Here is a 19,454-nt window from a genome sequence, read left to right on the forward strand (position 1 = left end):
ACGTCCTGACGCGGTCATCATGACAGCACGTCAGAACGGGTACCAGCGGACCCCCGGGTCGCCGTCCCGCAGCGACGCCACCCGGCGGCGGAACTCGGCCAGCGCCTTCGGGTTCGCCGGAGCGTGCTGGGCCACCCACGCGCAGCTCGCCGTCTCCCGCGCCCCGCGCAGCACGGCGCAGCCCTCCCACTCCCGCACGTCCCAGCCGTACGCGGCCGTGAACGCGTCGTACGCCGCCGGGTCCATGCCGTAGCGGTCCCGCGACAGGGCCGGCACCACCAGGTCGTGCTCCCGCAGGTCCAGGGAGAACGTCTCCAGGTCGACGAGGACGGGGCCGTCCGGGCCCACGTGGACGTTGCGCGGCAGCGCGTCGCCGTGGATCGGACCCGGCTCCAGGTGCGGTACGAGCGCCGCCGCGGCCTCGGCGAAACCGTCCCGCCGCTCCCGCAGGAACGCGGCGTCCGCCGGGTCGATCGCGTCCCCGGCGAGCCGCAGCCACCGCTCCACCCCGCCCAGCAGGTCCCGGCCGGGCAGCGGGAACGGCGGTGCGGGCAGCTCGTGCACCCGGCGCAGCAGCGGGGCCAGATCACGCGGCTCGGCCGGCCGTACGGCGTCGGGCAACCGCCGCCACACGGTCACCGGGTGCCCCTCCACCAGCCGCGCCCCGGGCTTTGCCGCCCGCACGGCCGGGACCCCCGCCTCGGCCAGCCAGTCGGCGACCGCCACCTCGCGCCGCGCCCGGTCCAGCAGCCCGGCGTCCCGGCCCACCTTCACCACCAGGTCCCCGGCGGCGAACACCGCGTTCTCGCCCAGCGCCAGCAGCGCCGCGTCCGCGCCGCCCGCCGCGTACCCGGCCGCGTCCAGGATTTCCCGCGCCCTCGCCTCGTCCATGCCGCCGTCTCGCCCTCCGCCCTTCGCCGGTCCGCCGCTCGCGCCGCCGACCTCGTCGCCGGCCAGTCTCGCACCCGGCGCGGGGCGCGCCGCGCCGGGGGAGGACCACCGGGCCCGACCGGCCGGCACACGCCCCCGTACGCCCCGCCCGGGCGCTTTCGCGTGCCCCGACCGGGCGCGGTCGGCGCCCGCCGGGGCCCACGGGACGGGCCGCCCGCCCGCGCGGCGGGGCGCACCCCGAGCCGCTGGCCTTCCCCACCGCCGCGCCCGCCCGGCGGTGGGACGGCGGGGCAGCGGGGCAGGGCGGCGGCCTAGAGTGGCGGCCATGACGACCACCCGATACGCAGCCCTGCTGCGCGGCGTCAACGTCGGCGGCCCCCGGAAGGTCCCCATGGCGGAACTGCGCGCCGTCCTCACCGGACTCGGCCACACCGCCGTGCGGACCCACCTCCAGTCCGGCAACGCCTTCTTCACCACCGCGTCGGACGCGGACGAGGACGCGCTCGCCGCCGCGATCGAGCGGGCGCTGGAGGAGCGCTTCGGGTTCCGTGTCGACTGCCTCGTCCGCGGCGGCCCGTACCTGCGGGCCGTCGTCGACGCCTGCCCGTTCCCCGCCGCGGAGCTGGAACCGAGGCAGCTCCACGTCACCTACTTCTCCGCGCCCGTCAGCGTCGACCGGTTCGCCGCCGTCGACCGGGCCGCCCGCCTCCCGGAGGAGTTCCGCCTCGGGGACCGGGCGCTGTACCTGTACGTCCCGGACGGCCTCGGGCGCTCCAAACTGGCCGAGGCCCTCGCCCGCCCGACGGTCCTCAGGGGCCTCGTCGCCACCACCCGTAACTGGAACACCGTCCTCAAGCTCGCCGAAATGGCCCAGGAACCCGTCCCGTGATTGGCCCGCTCACCCGGACCACCCGCCGACTAGCGTCACGAGCATGAACACCGGACAACCCACCGCCACCGTCGACTTCTGGTTCGACCCCGCCTGCCCCTTCGCCTGGATCACCTCCCGCTGGATCCTGGAGGTCGAACGCCACCGCGACCTCCGGGTGCGCTTCCACGTGATGAGCCTCCACCTCCACAACACCGGCAACGAGCTGCCCGACTGGTACCGGGACCTCGTCGACCGCTCCGTGGGCCCCGTCCGGGTCGCGGCCGCCGCCGCGCACCACCACGGCGAAGGCGTGCTCCGCGACCTGTACACGGCCCTCGGGACCCGCATCCACCGCGAGGGGAACGACGACTTCGACGCGGTCGTCGCCGAGGCCCTCGCCGAACTGGGCCTGCCCGCCGACCTCGCGAAGGCCGCGCACGACCCCGCGTACGACGAGGCGGTGCGCCGCAGCCACGACGCGGGCAGGGACCCCGCCGCCGGCGGCTACGTCGGCACGCCGACCCTCCACGTCGACGGCGCCGTCTGGTTCGGCCCCGTCCTCAACGCGATCCCGCGCGGCGAGGAGGCCGCCCGCCTCTTCGACGCCTTCCGCACCCTCGCCGGGCACAGCGGGTTCTTCGAGCTGAAGCGCGCCCGCACCGGCGGCCTCGACTACGACTGACCGGCCCGCCCGTCACGTCTCCCGCAGCGGCGCGTACACCTCGGCGTCCAACCCGAACGTCCAGGCCACCCCCTGCTTCGCGGTCCGCGTCTCCGGCGGCACCCGCAACCAGTACGTACGGCTGGTGCCGTCGGGCTCCGGCGTCGAGTTGACGACCTCCACCATGACGACGTCCTCGTCGTCCGGCAGGGGTATCCGCCACAGCACGCCCGTCCCGTCCCGGTGCACCGGCTCGGCACCCGACTCGCGCAGGTAGCGGTCGTAGCCGTAGAACTCCAGCATCACCCGGCGCAGCTCCGCGTTCTCCTCCCCCCGGATCCGCTGCGGCGTCAGGGTCCGCAGCTCCGCCAGGAACGCGGCGGGAACGGGCATGCCGCGCCACGCGTGGAGCGCGAAGCCGTCCGGGTAGGCGAGCGCCGGGCCGTCACCGCGGTCCAGCCGGCCCGCCTCGTCCCGGTGCAGCTCGACGGGGCGCTCGCACACGACGGCCAGCCGCTCGTACGGCCACCACCAGCCCGCCGACCGGGCCACCGCGGCGAGCCCGTCGAGCGGAGTGCCCTCCTGCGCGCCGAACGCGCACAGCCACGCCGCGTCGTGCTGGCCCAGCACCGCGTCGAGCAGCAGCAACCGGATCTCCGCCTCCTCGGCGCGGCCGTCCGCCAGCTCCTCGACCAGCCCGGCCCGGACACGGTCCACCAGCCGCTCCGTCGCCTCCCACAGGCGGGCGCCGGTCGCGTTCCACCGCCGGCCCCAGCCGCGCGGGCCGATCAGCTCGTGCAGCCGGCTCCGCTCGGCCGCCCACGGCGCGCTGCGCACCGCGTCCCGCACGCCGCGGCCGCGCGCCCGCGGCCCGCACGGGCCGTCCGGCGCGTCCCGCAGCAGCCGCACCGCCTCCCGCGGCGAGCCCGCCCACACGATCCGCTCCGGCTCCCGCAGCCCCGCCCGGCGGTACGCGAGGCGCACCCCCGCCTCCGCCGCCGCCCGGTCCGCCGGGCCCGTGGCCGCCGCGACGGCCCTCCACGCGTCGACACCGCTCATCGCCGTCCCCCTCCGTCCCTCGGCCGCCGGTTCCTCAGTCCGCCACGATCCGCACCGAGCCCGGCACGTACTCCCGCTGCCGCACCACCCGGTACCAGCCCTTCGGCAGGGGAATCGCGGCGTGCTCCTCGTGCACCACCCGCCCCCCGTCCGGCAGGTGCAGCAGCAGCGGCCCGGACGCGCCCGGCTCCCGCACCAGCCGCCCCGGACCGACCACGGCGTGCGCGTGTCCGGTCACCTCGCCCAGCGCCAGCACCATCCGGCCCCGCCCGTCCCGCGGCTCCGCCGGCGCGTCCGCGACGTGCGCCGGAACGGCCGCCTCGTCGAGCGGCACGACGAGCACGTCCCCCTGCCGGTACATACCTGTCCCCTTCCCCCGCGCCGCCCGGTGCGCCGCGTCGTGTCCGACCGTAGGCGGAGGGTCTGACAACGCCTCCCGACCGGCCCCGCCCCGGGCGCTGTCAGTGGCGCTTGCTACAACTTGCAGGCACATCGACAGCGAACAGGCGAGGAACGGCGGGGAGAACATGGTGGCGCATCTGCGGGAGTCGTACGGGCTTCCGGTCTTCGACTTCCCGGGCCCGCAGGACGGCGGGAAGACGCCGCTGCCCGAGGCGGACACCGTCGCGTGGCGGGTCTCGTCCGACACGTACGACAGCGAGGAGAGCTGGCCGGAGGCGTTCGCCCGGTTCGCCGCGGCCGTCGACCTCGGCCGGGTCCGCGCGATCGTCGTCGGCGCCTGGGAGGAGGCGTACGAAACCGGGCCCGAGCCGGTCATCGCCGCGCTCCTCGACGCGCGGAGCGGACTCACCGCCCTGCGCGCCCTGTTCCTCGGCGACATGGAGTCCGAGGAGTGCGAGATCTCCTGGATCAACCAGGGCGACGTCACCCCGCTCCTCGACGGCTTCCCCGAGTTGGAGGAGTTCGGCGTCCGCGGCGGCACCGGCCTCCGCTTCCCCGCCGTCTCCCACGGCCGGCTGCGCTCCCTGACCGTCCAGACCGGCGGCATGCCCGCCGAGGCCGTGCGCGGCGTCGCCGCGAGCGACCTGCCCGCGCTGGTCCACCTCGACCTGTGGCTGGGCACGGACGGCTACGGCGGCGACTGCTCCGTCGAGGACGTGGCGCCGATCCTCGACGGGTCCCGCCTGCCGAGCCTGCGCCACCTGGCGCTGCGCAACAGCGACATCCAGGACGGGATCGCCGCGGCCGTGGCGTCCGCGCCCGTCGTCGCCCGGCTGGAGACCCTCGACCTCTCGATGGGCGTCCTCACCGACGAGGGCGCGACCGCGCTGCTCGGCGGCCAGCCGCTCACGCACCTGAAGAAGCTCGACCTCCACCACAACTACCTCGGCGAGCCGCTGCGGCAGCGACTGAGGGAGACGCTGGAGAGCGCCGGCGTCACCCTCGACCTGGACCGCGGCCACGCCGACGAGGACGAGTGGGACGGCCGCGTCTGGCGCTACGTCGCCGTCGGCGAGTGACGGACGGGCCGTGACGGAGGAAGCACCGACGCGCTGGGCGGTCGTCGGCAATCCCGAGAACCGCCGCGTCGCCCTGTTCGGCCGGGCGGTCCGCGAGGCGGGGCTGCCCGCGCCGCGCGTCGTGCCGTGGACGGAGGTCCTGCGGGACGGCGGCGCCGGCTTCGCCCCCGACGAGGTCGTACGGCTGGAGTCGCCCGGTGAGAACGCCGAGGTCGACCGCCTCCTGCGCGGAGTGGACGACCCGACCCGCGTCGAGGGCGGCGCCCGCTGGTACGCGCGGTTCACCACCGCCGTACGGTCCCTCACCGGCGGCGTGCGCCTCGACGACCCCGGCGAGCTGGCCGTCCTCTTCGACAAGCGGCGCTGCCACCGAGCCCTGGACCGGGCCGGGGTGCCGGTCCCCGAGTCGCCGACGTCCGGCGGCGGCACCCCGGTGCGCGGCTGGGACGACGTACGGGCCCTGATGGACGCGCGCGGCATGCCGCGCGCGTTCCTGAAGCCCGCCCACGGGTCCTCCGCGTCCGGCATCGTCGCCGTCGAGACGGCCGGCCGCGGCCGGATCAGGGCGACCACCTCCGTGGAGAGCACCGGCGACGGCCGCCTCCACAACTCGCTGCGCGTCCGCCGCAGCACGAGCGAGCGGGAGGTCGCCGCCCTGGTCGACGCGCTCGCCCCGGACGGACTGCACATCGAGCGGTGGTGGCCCAAGGCGTCCCTGGACGGCGGGGTGACGGACCTGCGCGTCGTCGTGGTCGCCGGCCGGGCCACCCACGCCGTCGTCCGCTCCAGCCGCTCACCCATGACCAACCTCCACCTCGGCGGCCGGCGCGGCGACCTGGCCGCCGCCGTCGCCGCCGCGGGGCCGCACTGGGCCGACGCCCTGGAGACGTGCGAGCGGGCGGCGGCCTGCTTCCCCGGCACGCTGTGCGTCGGCGTCGACCTGCTCCCGGCGGTCGGCTGGCGCCGGTTCGCCGTCGCCGAGGTCAACGCCTTCGGCGACCTCCTGCCCGGCCTCACCGGACTCCCCGGCAGCGGCGCCGAGGGCCTGGACACCTACGCCGCCCAGGTCGCGGCCGTACAGCGGCACCACCACACGAGGACCCTCCGTGCACCCCTCTGACAGCACCCAGCTCCCCGACATGAACGAGGTCGTCGGCCGCGACGACCTGCTCCTGCTCACCCTGGACACCCTCCGCTACGACGTGGCCGCCGAACTGGCCGCCGCCGGACGCATCCCCCACCTGGCCCGCCACCTCCCCGGCGGGGCCTGGGAGAAGCGGCACGCGCCGGGCAGCTTCACCTACGCCTCCCACCAGGCGATGTTCGCCGGTTTCCTGCCGACACCGGCCGAACCGGGGCCGCACCCGCGGCTGTTCGCCGCCCGGTTCGCCGGCAGCGAGACGACCGCCGGGCGCACGTACGTCTTCGATACGCCCGACCTGGTCTCCGGGCTCGCCGCCGCCGGGTACCGCACGGTGTGCGTCGGCGGCGTCGGCTTCTTCAACAAGCGGGGCGCGCTGGGCGGCGTACTGCCCGGTCTGTTCCAGGAGAGCCACTGGGAGCCGGAGTTCGGCGTGGCGTCGCCCACCTCCTTCGAGGCGCAGGTCGGCCGGGCCGAGCGGATCGTCGCCGCGCTCCCCCCGCGGCAGCGGCTCTTCCTCTTCCTCAACGTCTCGGCACTGCACCAGCCCAACTGGTTCCACCTGCCCGGCGCGACCCGCGAGGCCGGGGACAGCCGCGCCACCCACGCCGCCGCCCTGGAGTACGTCGACCGGCACGTCGGCCGGCTGTTCGCCGCGATGAGTTCCCGCCGCCGCTGCTTCGCCGTCGTCTGCTCCGACCACGGCACGACCTACGGCGACGACGGCTACACCGGCCACCGCCTCGGCCACGAGGCCGTGTGGACCGTGCCGTACGCCCACTTCTTCCTGGAGCCGTCCGCATGACCGCGCCCGCCGCGACCCCCGTCCGCCCGTACCAGGCGTACGTCTACGCCTACCCGCACAAGACCGCGTACCGGCCGCTGCCCGACCGGCCCGCCCTGCGCGACCTGTGGCGGGACGAGCGCAGGGACGCGCTCTCCCTCTACCTCCACGTTCCGTTCTGCGAGGTCCGCTGCGGCTTCTGCAACCTCTTCACCCGCATCGGCGCCCCCGACGGGCTCACCGGCCGCTACCTCGACGCCCTCGACCGCCAGGCCACCGCCGTCCGCGACGCCCTCGACGCGCCGGGCGACGGGGGCACGGGCCCCGTGCGCTTCGCCAACGCCGCGTTCGGCGGAGGCACACCGACCTTCCTGACCGCCGGCGAACTGGACCGCCTCTGCGACATCGCGGAGAAGCGCATGGGCGCCGACCTGCGCGCCGTCCCCCTCTCCGTCGAGGCGTCCCCCGCCACCGCGACCGCCGACCGGCTCGCCGTCCTCGCCGAGCGCGGCGCGACCCGCCTCAGCGTCGGGGTGCAGAGCTTCGTCGACGAGGAGGCCAGGGCGGCGGTACGGCCGCAGCGCCGCGCCGACGTGGAGGCCGCGCTCGGCCGCGTCCGCGACGCGCGGATCCCCGTCCTCAACATCGACCTCATCTACGGCATCGACGGCCAGACCCCCGCCACCTGGCGCACCTCCCTGGACGCCGCCCTCGCCTGGCGGCCCGAGGAGCTGTACCTGTACCCGCTGTACGTCCGCCCCCTCACCGGCCTCGCCCGGCGCACCGCCCACACCGACCGCGCCTGGGACGAACAGCGCCTGACGCTCTACCGGCAGGGCCGCGACCACCTCCTCGCGCACGGCTACGAGCAGGTGTCGATGCGCATGTTCCGCCGCGCCGACGCCGCCCCGCAGGGCCCCGACGACCACGCCTGCCAGACCGACGGCATGATCGGCCTCGGCTGCGGCGCCCGCTCCTACACCTCCACGCTCCACTACTCCTTCGACTACGCCGTCGACATGGGGGAGATACGGGCGATCATCGACGACTACACCGCCACCGAGGACTTCGGCCGCGCCGTCCACGGCCGGCCCGTCGACGGCGACGAGGCGCGCCGCCGCCACCTCCTCCAGTCGCTCCTCCAGGCCCAGGGCATGCCGCTCGCCGACTACCGCGACCGGTTCGGCACCGACCCGTACGACGACTTCCCCGCCGAGCTCACCGCCTTCGCGGAGCGCGGCTGGCTCCTCGACGACGGCCCCGGCGGCGACCCCGGCGGCGCGGGCGCCCGGTTGCGGCTCTCCCCGGAGGGCCTGGCCCACTCCGACGCGCTGGGCCCCGAGCTGTTCTCACCCGCCGTACGGGCCGCGATGGCCGCGTACGAGCCGAAGTAGCCCGCCATGGACCTGACGATCCTGTACCGGGGGCCGCTCGCCTCCTGCGACTACGACTGCCCGTACTGCCCCTTCGCCAAGCGCCGCGACACCCCCGCGCAGTTGCGCGCCGACCGGGCCGCGCTCGAACGGTTCACCGGCTGGGCCGGCGCCCCGACCGGTGACCGGCTGTCGGTCCTGTTCACGCCCTGGGGGGAGGGCCTGGTCCGCTCCTGGTACCGGCGGGCCCTGGTCGAGCTGTCGCACCGGCCGCACGTCCGGCGCGTCGCCATCCAGACCAACCTCAGTTGCCGCACCGACTGGCTCGCGGAGGCCGACCCCGAGACCGTCGCCCTGTGGTGCACCTACCACCCCGGCCAGACGCCCTACGAACGGTTCCTCGCGAAGACCCGCGACCTCGCCGACCGGGGCGTGCGCCACAGCGTCGGCGTCGTCGGCCTGCCCGAACACCTGGAGGACGCCCGGCGGCTGCGCGCCGCCCTGCCCGCCCACGTCTACCTGTGGGTCAACGCCGCCGAGGGCCGCACCTACACCGACGACGAGGCCGCCGCCTGGACGGCCATCGACCCGCTGTTCCCCTACAGCCGGCACCCGCACCGCTCGCGCGGACTGCCGTGCCGCACGGGCGAGTCGGTCGTCTCCGTCGACGGCGACGGCACGGTCCGCCGCTGCCACTTCGTCCGCACCGAGCTGGGCAACCTCTACGACGGCTCGTACCGTGCCGCGCTCGCCCCGCGCCCCTGCCCGCTGGCGGTCTGCGACTGCCACATCGGGTACGTGCACCTGGAGACGCTGCCGCTGTACGACGTGTTCGCGGGCGGCGTCCTCGAACGCGTCCCGGCGGCCCACGCGCCGGCCGCCCCGGAACGCCGCTGAAGGCCCCCGCCCGCCGGGCCGTCGGAGGACGCCCGCGAGAACCGCGGACCGCCCGCCCACCGCGGACCCCCGCCCCCGCGGGCGGGGGCGCGGCCGGGCGCCGGAGTCGGCGTGGCCGCCGGGCGGGGCCTAGACCGCCGCGGCCAGCGGGTGGGCCGCCCGCGCCCCGTCGTACCGCTCCAGCAGCAGCCGGGCCAGTTCCGGGGCCGGGCCGAGCACGTCGGCCAGGACGTCGGCGTCCGCCGCGCCTGCGGCGATCCGGTCGGGGAGCCGACCGGGGGCGATCACGTACGGGGCGACGGCCACCCGCCGGACGCCCGCGGCGCGCAGCTCCCGCACCGCGTCCTCGGTGCGGGGAAGGGCCGCGGAGGCGAACGCGGGCCGCACGGCGCACCAACCGGCACGCCGCAGCTCCCGCGCCGTTTCAGCGAACACCGCGCTCGCCTCCGGGTCGGTGGAGCCCGCCGAGGCCAGGACGACCCCGGTCGCGGGCTTGTCGGCGGGGGTGAGGCCCGCCTCGTACAGGCGGCGCTCCGCCGCGCGCAGCAGCAGCGGCGACGGGCCGAGGACCTCCGCCTGGCGGATCCGCAGTACCGGCGGCGCCTGCCGCAACACGGCCGGGATGTCCGCCTTGGCGTGGAACGCCCGGTTCAGCAGCAGCGGCAGGGCCACCACGTCCCGTACGCCGCCGGCCGCGAGGGACGCCAGGACGGCCGGCACGGACGGTACGTTGAAGTCGAGGAACGCGGTCTCCACCCGGACGCCGGGGCGCAGCGCGGCCACCACCCGCACCAGGGCGTGGACGGTCGCGGCGTGCCTCGGGTCGCGGCTGCCGTGGGCGACGACGAGCAGCACGGGGCCGGCCACGGCGCTCAGCCCCGGCCCAGCAGTCCGCGGCGGCGCAGCACCGCGCGCTCCACGGGGCTGAACACGAGCAGGTCGACGGCGATGCCGACGAGCAGGATCAGCAGGATCGCCAGGAAGATCCCCGGCATGTCCGCGTTGTTGCGGCCGTTCTCCAGCAACTGGCCCAGACCGAGGCCCAGGTCCGGCGACGACGCGATGATCTCGGCGGCCATCAGGGACCGCCACGAGAACGCCCACCCCTGCTTCAGGCCCGCCAGGTAGCCCGGCAGCGCCGCCGGCATGACGATGTGCCAGGCGCCCCGCAACCCGGTCGCGCCGAGCGTGCGGCCCGCGCGCAGGAACAGCGGCGGCACCTGGTCGACGCCGGCGACCAGCCCGTTGGCGATGGACGGCACGGCGCCGAGCAGGATCACCGCGAACATCATCCGGTCGTTGAGGCCCAGCCACAGCACCGCGGGCGGCACCCACGCGACGGACGGCAGCGACTGCAGGCCCGACAGGATCGGCCCGATCGCGGCCCGCACGACCTTCACGCGGGCGACGAGCAGGCCCAGCGGCGTACCGATCGCGAGCGCCAACACGAAACCGAACAGGGCGCGGGACACGCTGGTCCACATGACGCCGAACAGCGTCCCCTGCAACCACATCTCGGACAGGCTGTCCCATACCGCGGACGGCGCGGGCAGCTTGTACGCGTCGGTGACCTCCGCCCACACCAGCAGTTGCCACACGACCAGGACGAGGACCACCGCCACGGCGGGCGGCAGGACCTTCCCCACCAGCGTCTCGCGCAGCGGCGTCCGGCGCGTCTCGACGGCGTCGAGCGCGTCGAGTCCGGCCTCCAGGCCCGCCAGGTCGTCCGTCCTGCCGGCGCCGGCCCTCGTGTCAGTGCTGGCCATGTCGGCGGATCTCCCCCCGCAGTCGTTCCGTGATCTCCAGGGACAGCTCCGCCACCGCGGCGTCCTCGATGCGGCGCGGCTGCGGCAGGTCGATCGTCCACTCGCGGGCGATCCGCCCCGGCCGGGACGACAGCAGCACCACGCGCTGCGCCAGCCGTACGGCCTCGCGCACGTTGTGGGTGACGAACAGCACCGACAGGCCCGTCTCCGCCCAGATCCGGGTCAGCTCGCCGTGCAGCACGTCGCGGGTGATCGCGTCGAGCGCGGCGAACGGCTCGTCCATCAGCAGCAGCCGGCTGTCCTGGGCGAGTGCCCGGGCCATCGCGACGCGCTGCCGCATCCCGCCGGACAGCTCGTGGACGCGCTTGCCGTACGCGCCGCCCAGCCGGACCAGTTCGAGGAGCCGCTCCGCCTCGTCGCGGCGGTCGGCCTTCGGCACGCCGCGCAGCCTCAGCGCCAGCTCGACGTTCTTGCCGGCCGTCAGCCACGGGAACAGCGCGTGCTCCTGGAACATCAGGGCCGGGCGCCCGTCCGTGGCGATCGTCCCCGACGACGGCCGGTCGAGCCCGGCGACCAGGTTGAGCAGGGTCGACTTGCCGCAGCCGGAGGCCCCGAGGAGGGTGACGAACTCACCCGGCGCGACATCGAGGCTGATGTCGTCCAGGACGAGCTGCTGCCCGGTGGGGCCGGCGAAGGACTTCGAGACGCGCTCGATCCGCGCGGCGTACTCGGCCGCCTTGCGGTCCTCGGCGCGGGCCGCCGTACCGATCGTGATGGCCATGGTCGTCACCTCCTGGGAGCTGGTCTGACGCGGACTCAACGGACACCGAGCCCGGCGTCGGGGACGGGCGCCCGGCCCGCGGCGGCGAGGACCCTGTTCAGCGGGCGCAGGTCGTAGATCCCGGCCAGCCGGGGGTCCTCCAGCAGCCCGGCGGCCACGGCGTGGCCGGCCTGCTCGCGCAGCGTCCCGGCCAGCGGGTCGTCGAGGAACCGGAGCGTCGGCCACGCCGAGTCGACGACCGCGTCGGGCAGCGCCTTGCCGGTGAGCGCCCTCATCTGGGCGTTCGCGGCGGCCTTGGCCTCCCGGGGGTGGGCGTTGATCCACGCGTTGGCCTTCAGCGAGCCGCGCAGCACCGCCTCCACCACGTCCGGGTGCCGCTCCAGGAAGCCCTGCGAGGCGACGATGTTGGTGATCACGAACTTCCCGCCGGGCCACAGCGACGCCTCGTCGAGGAGCGGCTTCGCCCCCTCGGCGATCAGCTTCGACGCGGTCGGTTCGGGCACCCACGCGCCGTCGACCGACCCGGACCGGTAGGCGTCGGGGAGGATCTTGTTGTCGACGCGCAGGACCGACACGTCGCCCTTGCCGCTCTGCGGGTCGACCTTCCAGCCCTGCTCGGCGGCCCAGTGGAGGAACGCCACGTCCTGCGTGTTGCCGAGCTGCGGGGTGGCGATCCGCTTGCCCCTGACGTCCGAGAGGCTCCTCACCCGGTCCGGGTTCACGACGAGCCGGACGCCGCCGGACGCGGCGCCGCCGACGATCCGCAGGTTCTTCCCGCCGGACCTCGTGTAGCCGTTGAGGGCGGGGGAGGGGCCGAGGAACGCGATGTCGACGGAGCCGGCGTTGAGCGCCTCGACCGCGGACGGGCCCGCGTTGAACGTCGCGGTCCGCAGCCGCGTGCCGCGCAGCTCCTTCTGGAGGAAGCCCTCCCGGTCACCGACGAGGGCCGTGCCGTGGGTGAGGTTCGCGAAGTACCCGACGCGCACCGTGTCCGCGGACAGCTTCGGCCCCTGGGCCACCACCTTCGCCTTGTTCTCCACCGCCTGCGAGCCGTACCCGCACGAGACCAGCGCCGCGAGCAGCAGCGGCAGGACCGCGGCGAGGGCGAGGCCGCGGCGCGGCGCGGGCAGCGGGCGGGAGGTGGCAGGCACGGGGAGGGGTTCCTCTCGTCGGCCCGGCCGCTACCTCCCGTACGGGAGGGGCGGGGCGGTGGGGCGGGCGGTGGTGGGCGGTGGTCCGGGGCGGCGGGGGAGCGGGTGGCGGGTCATCGGGCGCATCGCGCGACACCCCCGGTGCCCGCGCCGGCGCGACCGCCCCGCCCGGCGGGGGCCGCGAAGGCGGCGCGCGCCATCAGAAGTCCCAGCCGTCGTCGTCGGCGGGGGCGGCCACGGCCTTCTCCCCGGCGAACGACTCGCCCGCCATGCCCGCCGCGAGGGTGGTGCCGTCCGCCGGGTCGATCAGGAGGAACGAGCCGGTGCGGCGCGAGTCGGCGTACGCGTCCAGCGCGATCGGCTCGGCCGTGCGGATCTTGACGGTGCCGATGTCGTTGGCGACGAGCCGGCCCGGGGCGGGGTGCTGGGACAGGTCGTCCAGGGTGAGCCGGGACGGGATGTCCTTGACGATCGCCTTGACCGTACGGGTCGTGTGCTTCAGCAGCACCCGCTGGCCCACCGCCAGCGGCTGGTCCGCCACGTGGCAGACCGTCGCCTCGACGTCCTGGCTGGTCGCCGGGGCGTCCCCGGACGGCACGATCAGGTCGCCGCGCGAGACGTCGATGTCGTCCTCCAGGAGGAGGGTGACGGACTGCGGCGTCCACGCGATGTCGACGGGCGTGCCCAGCAGGTCGATCCCGGAGACCCGCGACGTACGGCCCGAGGGCAGCACGGTCACCTCCTGGCCGACGCGGAACGTCCCGGCGGCGATCTGCCCCGCGTAGCCCCGGTAGTCCGGGTGCTCCGCGGTCTGCGGGCGGATCACGTACTGCACGGGCAGCCGGGCGTGGCAGCCGGTCAGGTCGTGGCTGACGGGCACGGTCTCCAGGTGCTCCAGCACCGTCGGGCCGCCGTACCAGTCCATCGTCGCGGACGGCTCCACCACGTTGTCGCCGGCGAGCGCCGAGATCGGGATCGCGGTGACCTCGGGGATGCCCAGCTCCGCCGCGTACGCCGTGAACTCCTCGGCGATCCCCGCGAAGGCGGCCTCCTCGTACCCGACGAGGTCCATCTTGTTGACGGCCAGCACGACGTGCGGGACGCGCAGCAGTGCGGCGATCGCGGCGTGCCGGCGGGTCTGCTCGACCACGCCGTTGCGCGCGTCGACGAGGATCACGGTCAGCTCGGCGGTGGACGCGCCGGTGACCATGTTCCGCGTGTACTGCACGTGGCCGGGCGTGTCGGCGAGGATGAACCGGCGCCGGGCCGTGGCGAAGTAACGGTACGCCACGTCGATCGTGATGCCCTGCTCGCGCTCGGCCCGCAGGCCGTCCGTCAACAGCGCCAGGTCGGGGGTCTCCTGGCCGCGGGAGCGGGAGGCGTGCTCGACGGCCTCCAACTGGTCGGCGAGGACCGACTTGGAGTCGTGCAGCAGCCGGCCCACGAGGGTGGACTTGCCGTCGTCGACGGACCCGGCGGTCGCGAAACGCAGCAGGGTGGTGGCCGAGAGCTGCTCGGCGGCGGTGGTGCTGGACATCTCTAGAAGTACCCTTCGCGCTTGCGGTCTTCCATCGCGGCCTCGGACAGCTTGTCGTCGGCGCGGGTGGCGCCCCGCTCGGTCAGCCGGGACGCGGCGATCTCGGCGATCACGGCGTCGAGCGTGGTGGCGTCGGAGTCGACGGCGCCCGTGCAGGACATGTCGCCGACCGTGCGGTAGCGGATGAGCCGCTTCTCGACGGTCTCGCCGTCCTTCGGGCCGCCCCACTCACCGGCGGTCAGCCACATGCCGTTGCGGGAGAACACCTCCCGCTCGTGCGCGAAGTAGATCTCGGGCAGCTCGATGCCCTCGCGGGCGATGTACTGCCACACGTCCAACTCGGTCCAGTTGGACAGCGGGAACACCCGCACGTGCTCGCCCGGGGCGTGCCGGCCGTTGTAGAGCTGCCACAGCTCGGGCCGCTGGCGCCGCGGGTCCCACTGGGAGAACTCGTCGCGCAGCGAGAACACCCGCTCCTTGGCCCGGGCCTTCTCCTCGTCGCGCCGCCCGCCGCCGAACACCGCGTCGAAGCGGTGCTGCTGGATCGCCTCGGTCAGCGGTACGGTCTGCAGCGGGTTGCGGGTGCCGTCCGGGCGCTCCTTGAGGACGCCGCGGTCGATGTAGTCCTGGACGGACGCCACGTGCAGCCGCAGGTGGTGCCGGGCCACGGTCCGGTCGCGGTACTCGATGACCTCGGGGAAGTTGTGCCCGGTGTCCACGTGGAGCAGCGAGAACGGCACCGGGGCGGGCGCGAACGCCTTCAGCGCCAGGTGCAGCATGACGATGGAGTCCTTGCCGCCGGAGAACAGGAGCACCGGCCGCTCGAACTCGCCCGCCACCTCGCGGAAGATGTGGACGGCCTCGGACTCCAGCGCGTCGAGGTGCGACAGCGCGAACGGGCTGTCCTGCTGCTCCTCCGTCACGTTGAGCGTCGTGGTCACGCCAGGCCCCTCTCGGTCAGCAGCGCGTGCAGCGCCTGCGCGGACTCCCGCACCGTCTGGTTGTGGGACTCGATCCGCAGGTCGGGGCTCTCCGGCTCCTCGTACGGGTCGTCGACGCCGGTCAGGCCGCTGATCTCGCCGGCGGCCTGCTTGGCGTACAGCCCCTTCACGTCGCGTACGGAGCACACCTCGACCGGCGTCGCCACGTGCACCTCCACGTACGGGGTGCCCTCCCGCTGGTGGCGCTTGCGGACGGCCTCGCGGCTGTCGGCGTACGGGGCGATGACGGGCACGAGGACCTTCACGCCGTTCGACGCGAGCAGTTCGGCGACGAAGCCGATGCGCTGCACGTTGGTGTGCCGGTCCTCGCGGCTGAAGCCGAGGCCCGCCGACAGGAACTCGCGGATCTCGTCGCCGTCGAGCACCTCCACGCGGTGGCCCTCGTCGCGCAGCCGGCCCGCGAGCTCGTACGCGATGGTGGTCTTGCCGGCGCTCGGCAGACCGGTGAGCCAGATGGTGGCCCCAGTCACGTGCTTCTCCTGAGAAGAGTGGTCGTTCGTCATGCGTGCAGCCCGCACTCCGTCTTGGCGCGGCCCGCCCAGCGGCCGGCGCGCGCGTCCTCGCCCTCCAGCACGCGGCGCGTGCAGGGGGCGCAGCCGACGGAGGCGTAGCCGTCCATCAGCAGCGGGTTGGTGAGGACGCCGTGCTCGGCGACGTACGCGTCGACGTCGTCCTGGGTCCACCGGGCGATCGGGGACACCTTGACCTTCCGCCGCTTGGCGTCCCAGCCGACGACCGGGGTGTTCGCCCGGGTCGGGGACTCGTCGCGGCGCAGCCCGGTCGCCCACGCGGCGTACTTGGTCAGGCCCTCTTCGAGGGGCTTGACCTTGCGCAGCGCGCAGCACAGGTCCGGGTCGCGGTCGTGCAGCTTCGGCCCGTACTCGGCGTCCTGCTCGGCGACGGTCTGGCGCGGCGTCAGCGTGATGACGTTGACGTCCATCACGGCGTCGACCGCGTCGCGCGTCCCGATGGTCTCGGGGAAGTGGTAGCCGGTGTCGAGGAACACCACGTCGACGCCGGGGAAGACGCGCGAGGCGAGGTGGGCGACGACGGCGTCCTCCATGGAGGAGGTGACGCAGAAGCGCTCGCCGAAGGTGTCGGCGGCCCACTTCAGGACGTCGAGCGCCGGGGCGTCCTCCAGCTCGCGGCCGGCGCGCTCGGCGAGCGCCTTCAGTTCCTCGTCGGTCCGCGTGACGGTCATGTCGGGTCCCCTCCGCTGTCGTGGCGCTGGAGGCCCCGGGCCAGCAGGCCCAGGAACTTCAGCTGGAAGGCTCGATTGCAGGCCGCGCACTCCCAGGCGCCGTGGCCCTGCTCGGCGGGGCGCAGGTCCTCGTCGCCGCAGTACGGGCAGTAGAACGGGGCGGCCCTCTCGCTCACGAAAGGGACTCCTCGCTCGCGCGGGTGGCCCAGGTGGCGAAGCGCTCGCCGTCCTCGCGCTCCGCCCGGTAGCGGGTGAGGACGCGCTCGATGTAGTCGGGCAGCTCGGCGGAGCTGACCTTCAGGCCGCGCACCTTGCGGCCGAAGCCGGCCTCCAGGCCGAGGGCGCCGCCGAGGTGCACCTGGTAGCCCTCGACCTGGCGGCCCTCGTCGTCGAGGACCAACTGGCCCTTGAGGCCGATGTCCGCCACCTGGATGCGGGCGCAGGCGTTGGGGCAGCCGTTGATGTTGATGGTGATCGGCTCGTCGAAGTCGGGCAGGCGGCGCTCCAACTCGTCGATGAGGGAGGAGCCGCGCGCCTTCGTCTCGACGATGGCCAGCTTGCAGAACTCGATGCCGGTGCAGGCCATGGTGCCGCGCCGGAACGGCGACGGGTTCACCCGCAGGTCGAGCGCCTCCAGAGCGGCGACGAGCGAGGGGACCTGCGCCTCCTCGACATCGAGGACGATCATCTTCTGCTCGACGGTGGTGCGGACGCGGCCGGAGCCGTGCGCCTCCGCCACCTCGGCGATCTTGGTGAGGGTGGCGCCGTCGACGCGGCCGACGCGCGGGGCGAAGCCCACGTAGAAGCGGCCGTCCTTCTGGCGGTGGACGCCGACGTGGTCGCGCCACTGCTGGACGGGCTGCGCGGGGGCGGGGCCGTCGACGAGCTTGCGCTGGAGGTACTCGTCCTCCAGGACCTGACGGAACCTCTCGGCGCCCCAGTCGGCGACGAGGAACTTCAGCCGGGCCCGGTTGCGCAGCCGCCGGTAGCCGTAGTCACGGAAGATCGAGATGACGCCGGTGTAGACGTCCGGGACCTCGTCGAGGGGAACCCAGGCGCCGAGGCGGACACCGATCTTCGGGTTGGTGGACAGCCCGCCGCCGACCCACAGGTCGAAGCCGGGCCCGTGCTCGGGGTGCTCCACGCCCACGAACGCCACGTCGTTGATCTCGTGCGCCACGTCGAGCAGCGGCGAGCCGGAGATCGCGGACTTGAACTTGCGGGGCAGGTTGGAGAACTCCTTGTTGCCGATGATGCGGCGGTGGATCTCCTCGATGGCGGGCGTGCCGTCGATGATCTCGTCCTCGGCGATCCCGGCGACGGGCGAGCCGATGATGACGCGCGGGGTGTCGCCGCACGCCTCGGTCGTGGACAGGCCGACCTCTTCGAGGCGGCGCCAGATCTCGGGGACGTCCTCGATGCGGATCCAGTGGTACTGGACGTTCTGCCGGTCGGTGATGTCGGCGGTGCCCCGGGCGAACTCCTGGGAGATCTCGCCGACGACCCGTAGCTGCCGGGTCGTCAGGCGGCCGCCGTCGATGCGGACGCGCAGCATGAAGTACTCGTCGTCCAGCTCCTCCGGCTCCAGGACGGCCGTCTTGCCGCCGTCGATCCCGGGCTTGCGCTGGGTGTAGAGGCCCCACCAGCGCATCCGGCCGCGCAGGTCGTTGGGGTCGATGGAGTCGAATCCGGCCTTCGAGTAGATCGTCTCAATGCGTGTCCGCACGTTGAGACCGTCATCGTCCTTCTTGAACTGCTCATTGCCGTTGAGGGGCGTGAAGTGGCCCCTGGCCCACTGGCCCTCGCCACGGTGGCGCCCCACCTTGCGGCGTGGCGTGGCGGGTGCGGGCTTTTCCGGGGTGGCGGCCATGGCTATACGTCCTTCGGGACTGCAGGAGGGCGGCTCTGACCTGCGCAATGTCGCGCAGGGCAGAGCTCCTGCGCGACATTGCGCGGCGGGTTCAGAAGATCGGGGATCGCGGCGTGGCTGGTTCGCTCAGCGCGCCGGACACATGGCGCTGGACATGCGGCCGAGGTCGACGTGCCGCCGACTCACCAAGGCAATTCCAGCTCGAGACATGACGGAAGCGTGTCATGCGAGTTTGGACTCAGTCCACCTTTGTCCATATCTCGGACAAAGATGTCCCGCATTGTGGACAAGTGTGGTATGGGTCACGTCCGCGGGACCGCTCCGCGGCCCCGTGACGCGCCGCGGGCTCAGGCGGAGGCGCCCGGCCAGGGCCCCGGCGTCTCGACGGCCGGCTTCTGCGCGACCCGCGTGTCGTAGAGGCGGAAGCCGCGCCGCCGGTAGTTGGCGAGCGCGTGCTCCCCGTCGAGGGAGCAGGTGTTCAGCACGACCCGCTTGGTGGGCGTCCGCCCCGGCCAGCGGTCCGCCAGGTCCCAGGCGCGGGCCGTGCCGTACGACAGCAGGTGCCCGCCGATGCGCCGCCCCCGGAACGCCGGGACCAGCCCGAAGTACATGATCTCGACGACGCCCTCGTCCTGCGGGTCCAACTCGATGTACCCGGCCGGCGTCCCCTTCTCGTACGCCACCCACGTCTCGACGCCGGGCCGCTCCAGGATCTCCCGCCACTGCGCGTACGTCAGCCCGAGCCGGTCCACCCAGGAGACGTCGCCCCCCACGGCGCAGTACAGGAAGCGGCTGAACTCGGGCGAGGGCACCTCTGCGCGGACGATCTCCACGTCCCCCTCCGGCGCGGCGGCGGGCCGCAGGTCGTCCGGGGAGGTCTGCTCCAGGTACCAGGTGGTGACGGCGATGCTCATGACGGCCAGGGAACCACGGAGCGTGCGCCTGTGGCCAGCGCGGTCCTGGTCCCCGGCCCACCGGGCCACGGACGG

Annotated in this window: 22 protein-coding genes; 7 read left to right on the forward strand and 15 right to left on the reverse strand. The window is 74.4% G+C overall.

Annotation, left to right across the window (positions count from 1 at the left end):
- Nucleotides 1-30 precede the first annotated feature (30 nt).
- The gene (locus tag AC07D6_RS22800) at nt 31-891 is read right to left on the reverse strand and encodes a phosphotransferase enzyme family protein (protein ID WP_479047029.1); all 861 of its coding nucleotides are present in this window, start codon (nt 889-891) and stop codon (nt 31-33) included.
- A 325-nt stretch (nt 892-1,216) separates the two neighbouring features.
- On the opposite strand from AC07D6_RS22800, the gene AC07D6_RS22805 reads away from it, so the two are divergent.
- Both AC07D6_RS22805 and AC07D6_RS22810 read left to right on the forward strand, forming a co-directional pair.
- Nucleotides 1,217-1,780 (forward strand): DUF1697 domain-containing protein, encoded by a 564-nt coding sequence (locus AC07D6_RS22805; RefSeq protein WP_315877297.1) that lies wholly within the window; start codon nt 1,217-1,219, stop codon nt 1,778-1,780.
- A gap of 43 nt (nt 1,781-1,823) precedes the next feature.
- A complete protein-coding gene (locus tag AC07D6_RS22810; protein ID WP_479047032.1) occupies nt 1,824-2,444 on the forward strand; it encodes a mycothiol-dependent nitroreductase Rv2466c family protein in 621 nt (206 codons plus the stop codon).
- A gap of 12 nt (nt 2,445-2,456) precedes the next feature.
- On the opposite strand, the gene AC07D6_RS22815 is transcribed toward AC07D6_RS22810, so the two are convergent.
- Together AC07D6_RS22815 and AC07D6_RS22820 are read right to left on the reverse strand one after the other, a co-directional pair.
- Nucleotides 2,457-3,482, reverse strand: coding sequence for a DUF6745 domain-containing protein (locus AC07D6_RS22815; RefSeq protein WP_479047034.1), 1,026 nt, complete (start codon nt 3,480-3,482; stop codon nt 2,457-2,459).
- Between the two features lie 34 nt (nt 3,483-3,516).
- Nucleotides 3,517-3,843, reverse strand: coding sequence for a hypothetical protein (locus AC07D6_RS22820; RefSeq protein ID WP_479047035.1), 327 nt, complete (start codon nt 3,841-3,843; stop codon nt 3,517-3,519).
- Between the two features lie 166 nt (nt 3,844-4,009).
- Between AC07D6_RS22820 and AC07D6_RS22825 the strand changes: the two genes are divergently transcribed.
- Genes AC07D6_RS22825 through AC07D6_RS22845 form a run of 5 tightly spaced genes read left to right on the forward strand, consistent with a single transcriptional unit; the run spans nt 4,010 to nt 9,158 of the window.
- Complete coding sequence (locus tag AC07D6_RS22825; RefSeq protein ID WP_479047037.1) at nt 4,010-4,963, forward strand: STM4015 family protein; 954 nt, start codon at nt 4,010-4,012, stop codon at nt 4,961-4,963.
- A gap of 10 nt (nt 4,964-4,973) precedes the next feature.
- Nucleotides 4,974-6,083 (forward strand): STM4014 family protein, encoded by a 1,110-nt coding sequence (locus AC07D6_RS22830; RefSeq protein ID WP_479047039.1) that lies wholly within the window; start codon nt 4,974-4,976, stop codon nt 6,081-6,083.
- Between the two features lie 19 nt (nt 6,084-6,102).
- Nucleotides 6,103-6,909: an STM4013/SEN3800 family hydrolase gene (locus AC07D6_RS22835; protein WP_315877411.1), complete on the forward strand. Its 807-nt coding sequence runs from the start codon at nt 6,103-6,105 to the stop codon at nt 6,907-6,909.
- Nucleotides 6,906-8,282: an STM4012 family radical SAM protein gene (locus AC07D6_RS22840; protein WP_479047041.1), complete on the forward strand. Its 1,377-nt coding sequence runs from the start codon at nt 6,906-6,908 to the stop codon at nt 8,280-8,282. The genes AC07D6_RS22835 and AC07D6_RS22840 overlap by 4 nt, the downstream gene beginning before the upstream one ends.
- A 6-nt stretch (nt 8,283-8,288) precedes the next feature.
- Nucleotides 8,289-9,158 (forward strand): STM4011 family radical SAM protein, encoded by an 870-nt coding sequence (locus tag AC07D6_RS22845; protein WP_315877290.1) that lies wholly within the window; start codon nt 8,289-8,291, stop codon nt 9,156-9,158.
- 129 nt (nt 9,159-9,287) lie between these two features.
- Here the strand turns inward: AC07D6_RS22845 and AC07D6_RS22850 are convergent, their stop codons facing one another.
- From AC07D6_RS22850 to AC07D6_RS22905, 12 genes are all read right to left on the reverse strand, one after another.
- Nucleotides 9,288-10,025 (reverse strand): sirohydrochlorin chelatase, encoded by a 738-nt coding sequence (locus AC07D6_RS22850; RefSeq protein ID WP_315877289.1) that lies wholly within the window; start codon nt 10,023-10,025, stop codon nt 9,288-9,290.
- Nucleotides 10,026-10,030: 5 nt separating this feature from the next.
- Nucleotides 10,031-10,924 carry an ABC transporter permease gene (locus AC07D6_RS22855; RefSeq protein ID WP_315877288.1) on the reverse strand — a complete coding sequence of 298 codons (894 nt, stop codon included), beginning with the start codon at nt 10,922-10,924 and terminating at the stop codon, nt 10,031-10,033.
- On the reverse strand, nt 10,911-11,705 hold the full coding sequence (locus AC07D6_RS22860) for an ABC transporter ATP-binding protein (RefSeq protein WP_479047044.1): 795 nt from the start codon (nt 11,703-11,705) through the stop codon (nt 10,911-10,913). Before AC07D6_RS22860 ends, AC07D6_RS22855 begins: the two co-directional genes overlap by 14 nt.
- Nucleotides 11,706-11,740: 35 nt before the next feature.
- Entirely contained in the window at nt 11,741-12,856 is a 1,116-nt protein-coding gene (locus tag AC07D6_RS22865; RefSeq protein WP_479047046.1) for an ABC transporter substrate-binding protein, read from the reverse strand.
- Nucleotides 12,857-13,055: 199 nt separating this feature from the next.
- Nucleotides 13,056-14,393 (reverse strand): sulfate adenylyltransferase subunit 1, encoded by a 1,338-nt coding sequence (locus AC07D6_RS22870; protein ID WP_479047049.1) that lies wholly within the window; start codon nt 14,391-14,393, stop codon nt 13,056-13,058.
- A 2-nt stretch (nt 14,394-14,395) separates the two neighbouring features.
- Entirely contained in the window at nt 14,396-15,334 is a 939-nt protein-coding gene (gene cysD, locus AC07D6_RS22875; protein WP_315877284.1) for a sulfate adenylyltransferase subunit CysD, read from the reverse strand.
- Nucleotides 15,331-15,897 carry an adenylyl-sulfate kinase gene (gene cysC, locus AC07D6_RS22880; RefSeq protein WP_315877283.1) on the reverse strand — a complete coding sequence of 189 codons (567 nt, stop codon included), beginning with the start codon at nt 15,895-15,897 and terminating at the stop codon, nt 15,331-15,333. The genes cysD and cysC overlap by 4 nt, the downstream gene beginning before the upstream one ends.
- Nucleotides 15,894-16,595: a phosphoadenylyl-sulfate reductase gene (locus tag AC07D6_RS22885; protein ID WP_315877282.1), complete on the reverse strand. Its 702-nt coding sequence runs from the start codon at nt 16,593-16,595 to the stop codon at nt 15,894-15,896. Before AC07D6_RS22885 ends, cysC begins: the two co-directional genes overlap by 4 nt.
- Complete coding sequence (locus AC07D6_RS22890; protein ID WP_315877281.1) at nt 16,592-16,771, reverse strand: hypothetical protein; 180 nt, start codon at nt 16,769-16,771, stop codon at nt 16,592-16,594. The genes AC07D6_RS22885 and AC07D6_RS22890 overlap by 4 nt, the downstream gene beginning before the upstream one ends.
- Nucleotides 16,768-18,465: a nitrite/sulfite reductase gene (locus AC07D6_RS22895; RefSeq protein WP_479047052.1), complete on the reverse strand. Its 1,698-nt coding sequence runs from the start codon at nt 18,463-18,465 to the stop codon at nt 16,768-16,770. Before AC07D6_RS22895 ends, AC07D6_RS22890 begins: the two co-directional genes overlap by 4 nt.
- Nucleotides 18,466-18,591: 126 nt before the next feature.
- Complete coding sequence (locus AC07D6_RS22900) at nt 18,592-18,675, reverse strand: putative leader peptide (protein ID WP_315877410.1); 84 nt, start codon at nt 18,673-18,675, stop codon at nt 18,592-18,594.
- A 137-nt stretch (nt 18,676-18,812) separates the two neighbouring features.
- A complete protein-coding gene (locus AC07D6_RS22905) occupies nt 18,813-19,379 on the reverse strand; it encodes a GNAT family N-acetyltransferase (protein WP_315877279.1) in 567 nt (188 codons plus the stop codon).
- Between the last annotated feature and the right edge of the window lie 75 nt (nt 19,380-19,454).

This window comes from Streptomyces sp. NPDC045287, assembly GCF_056432325.1.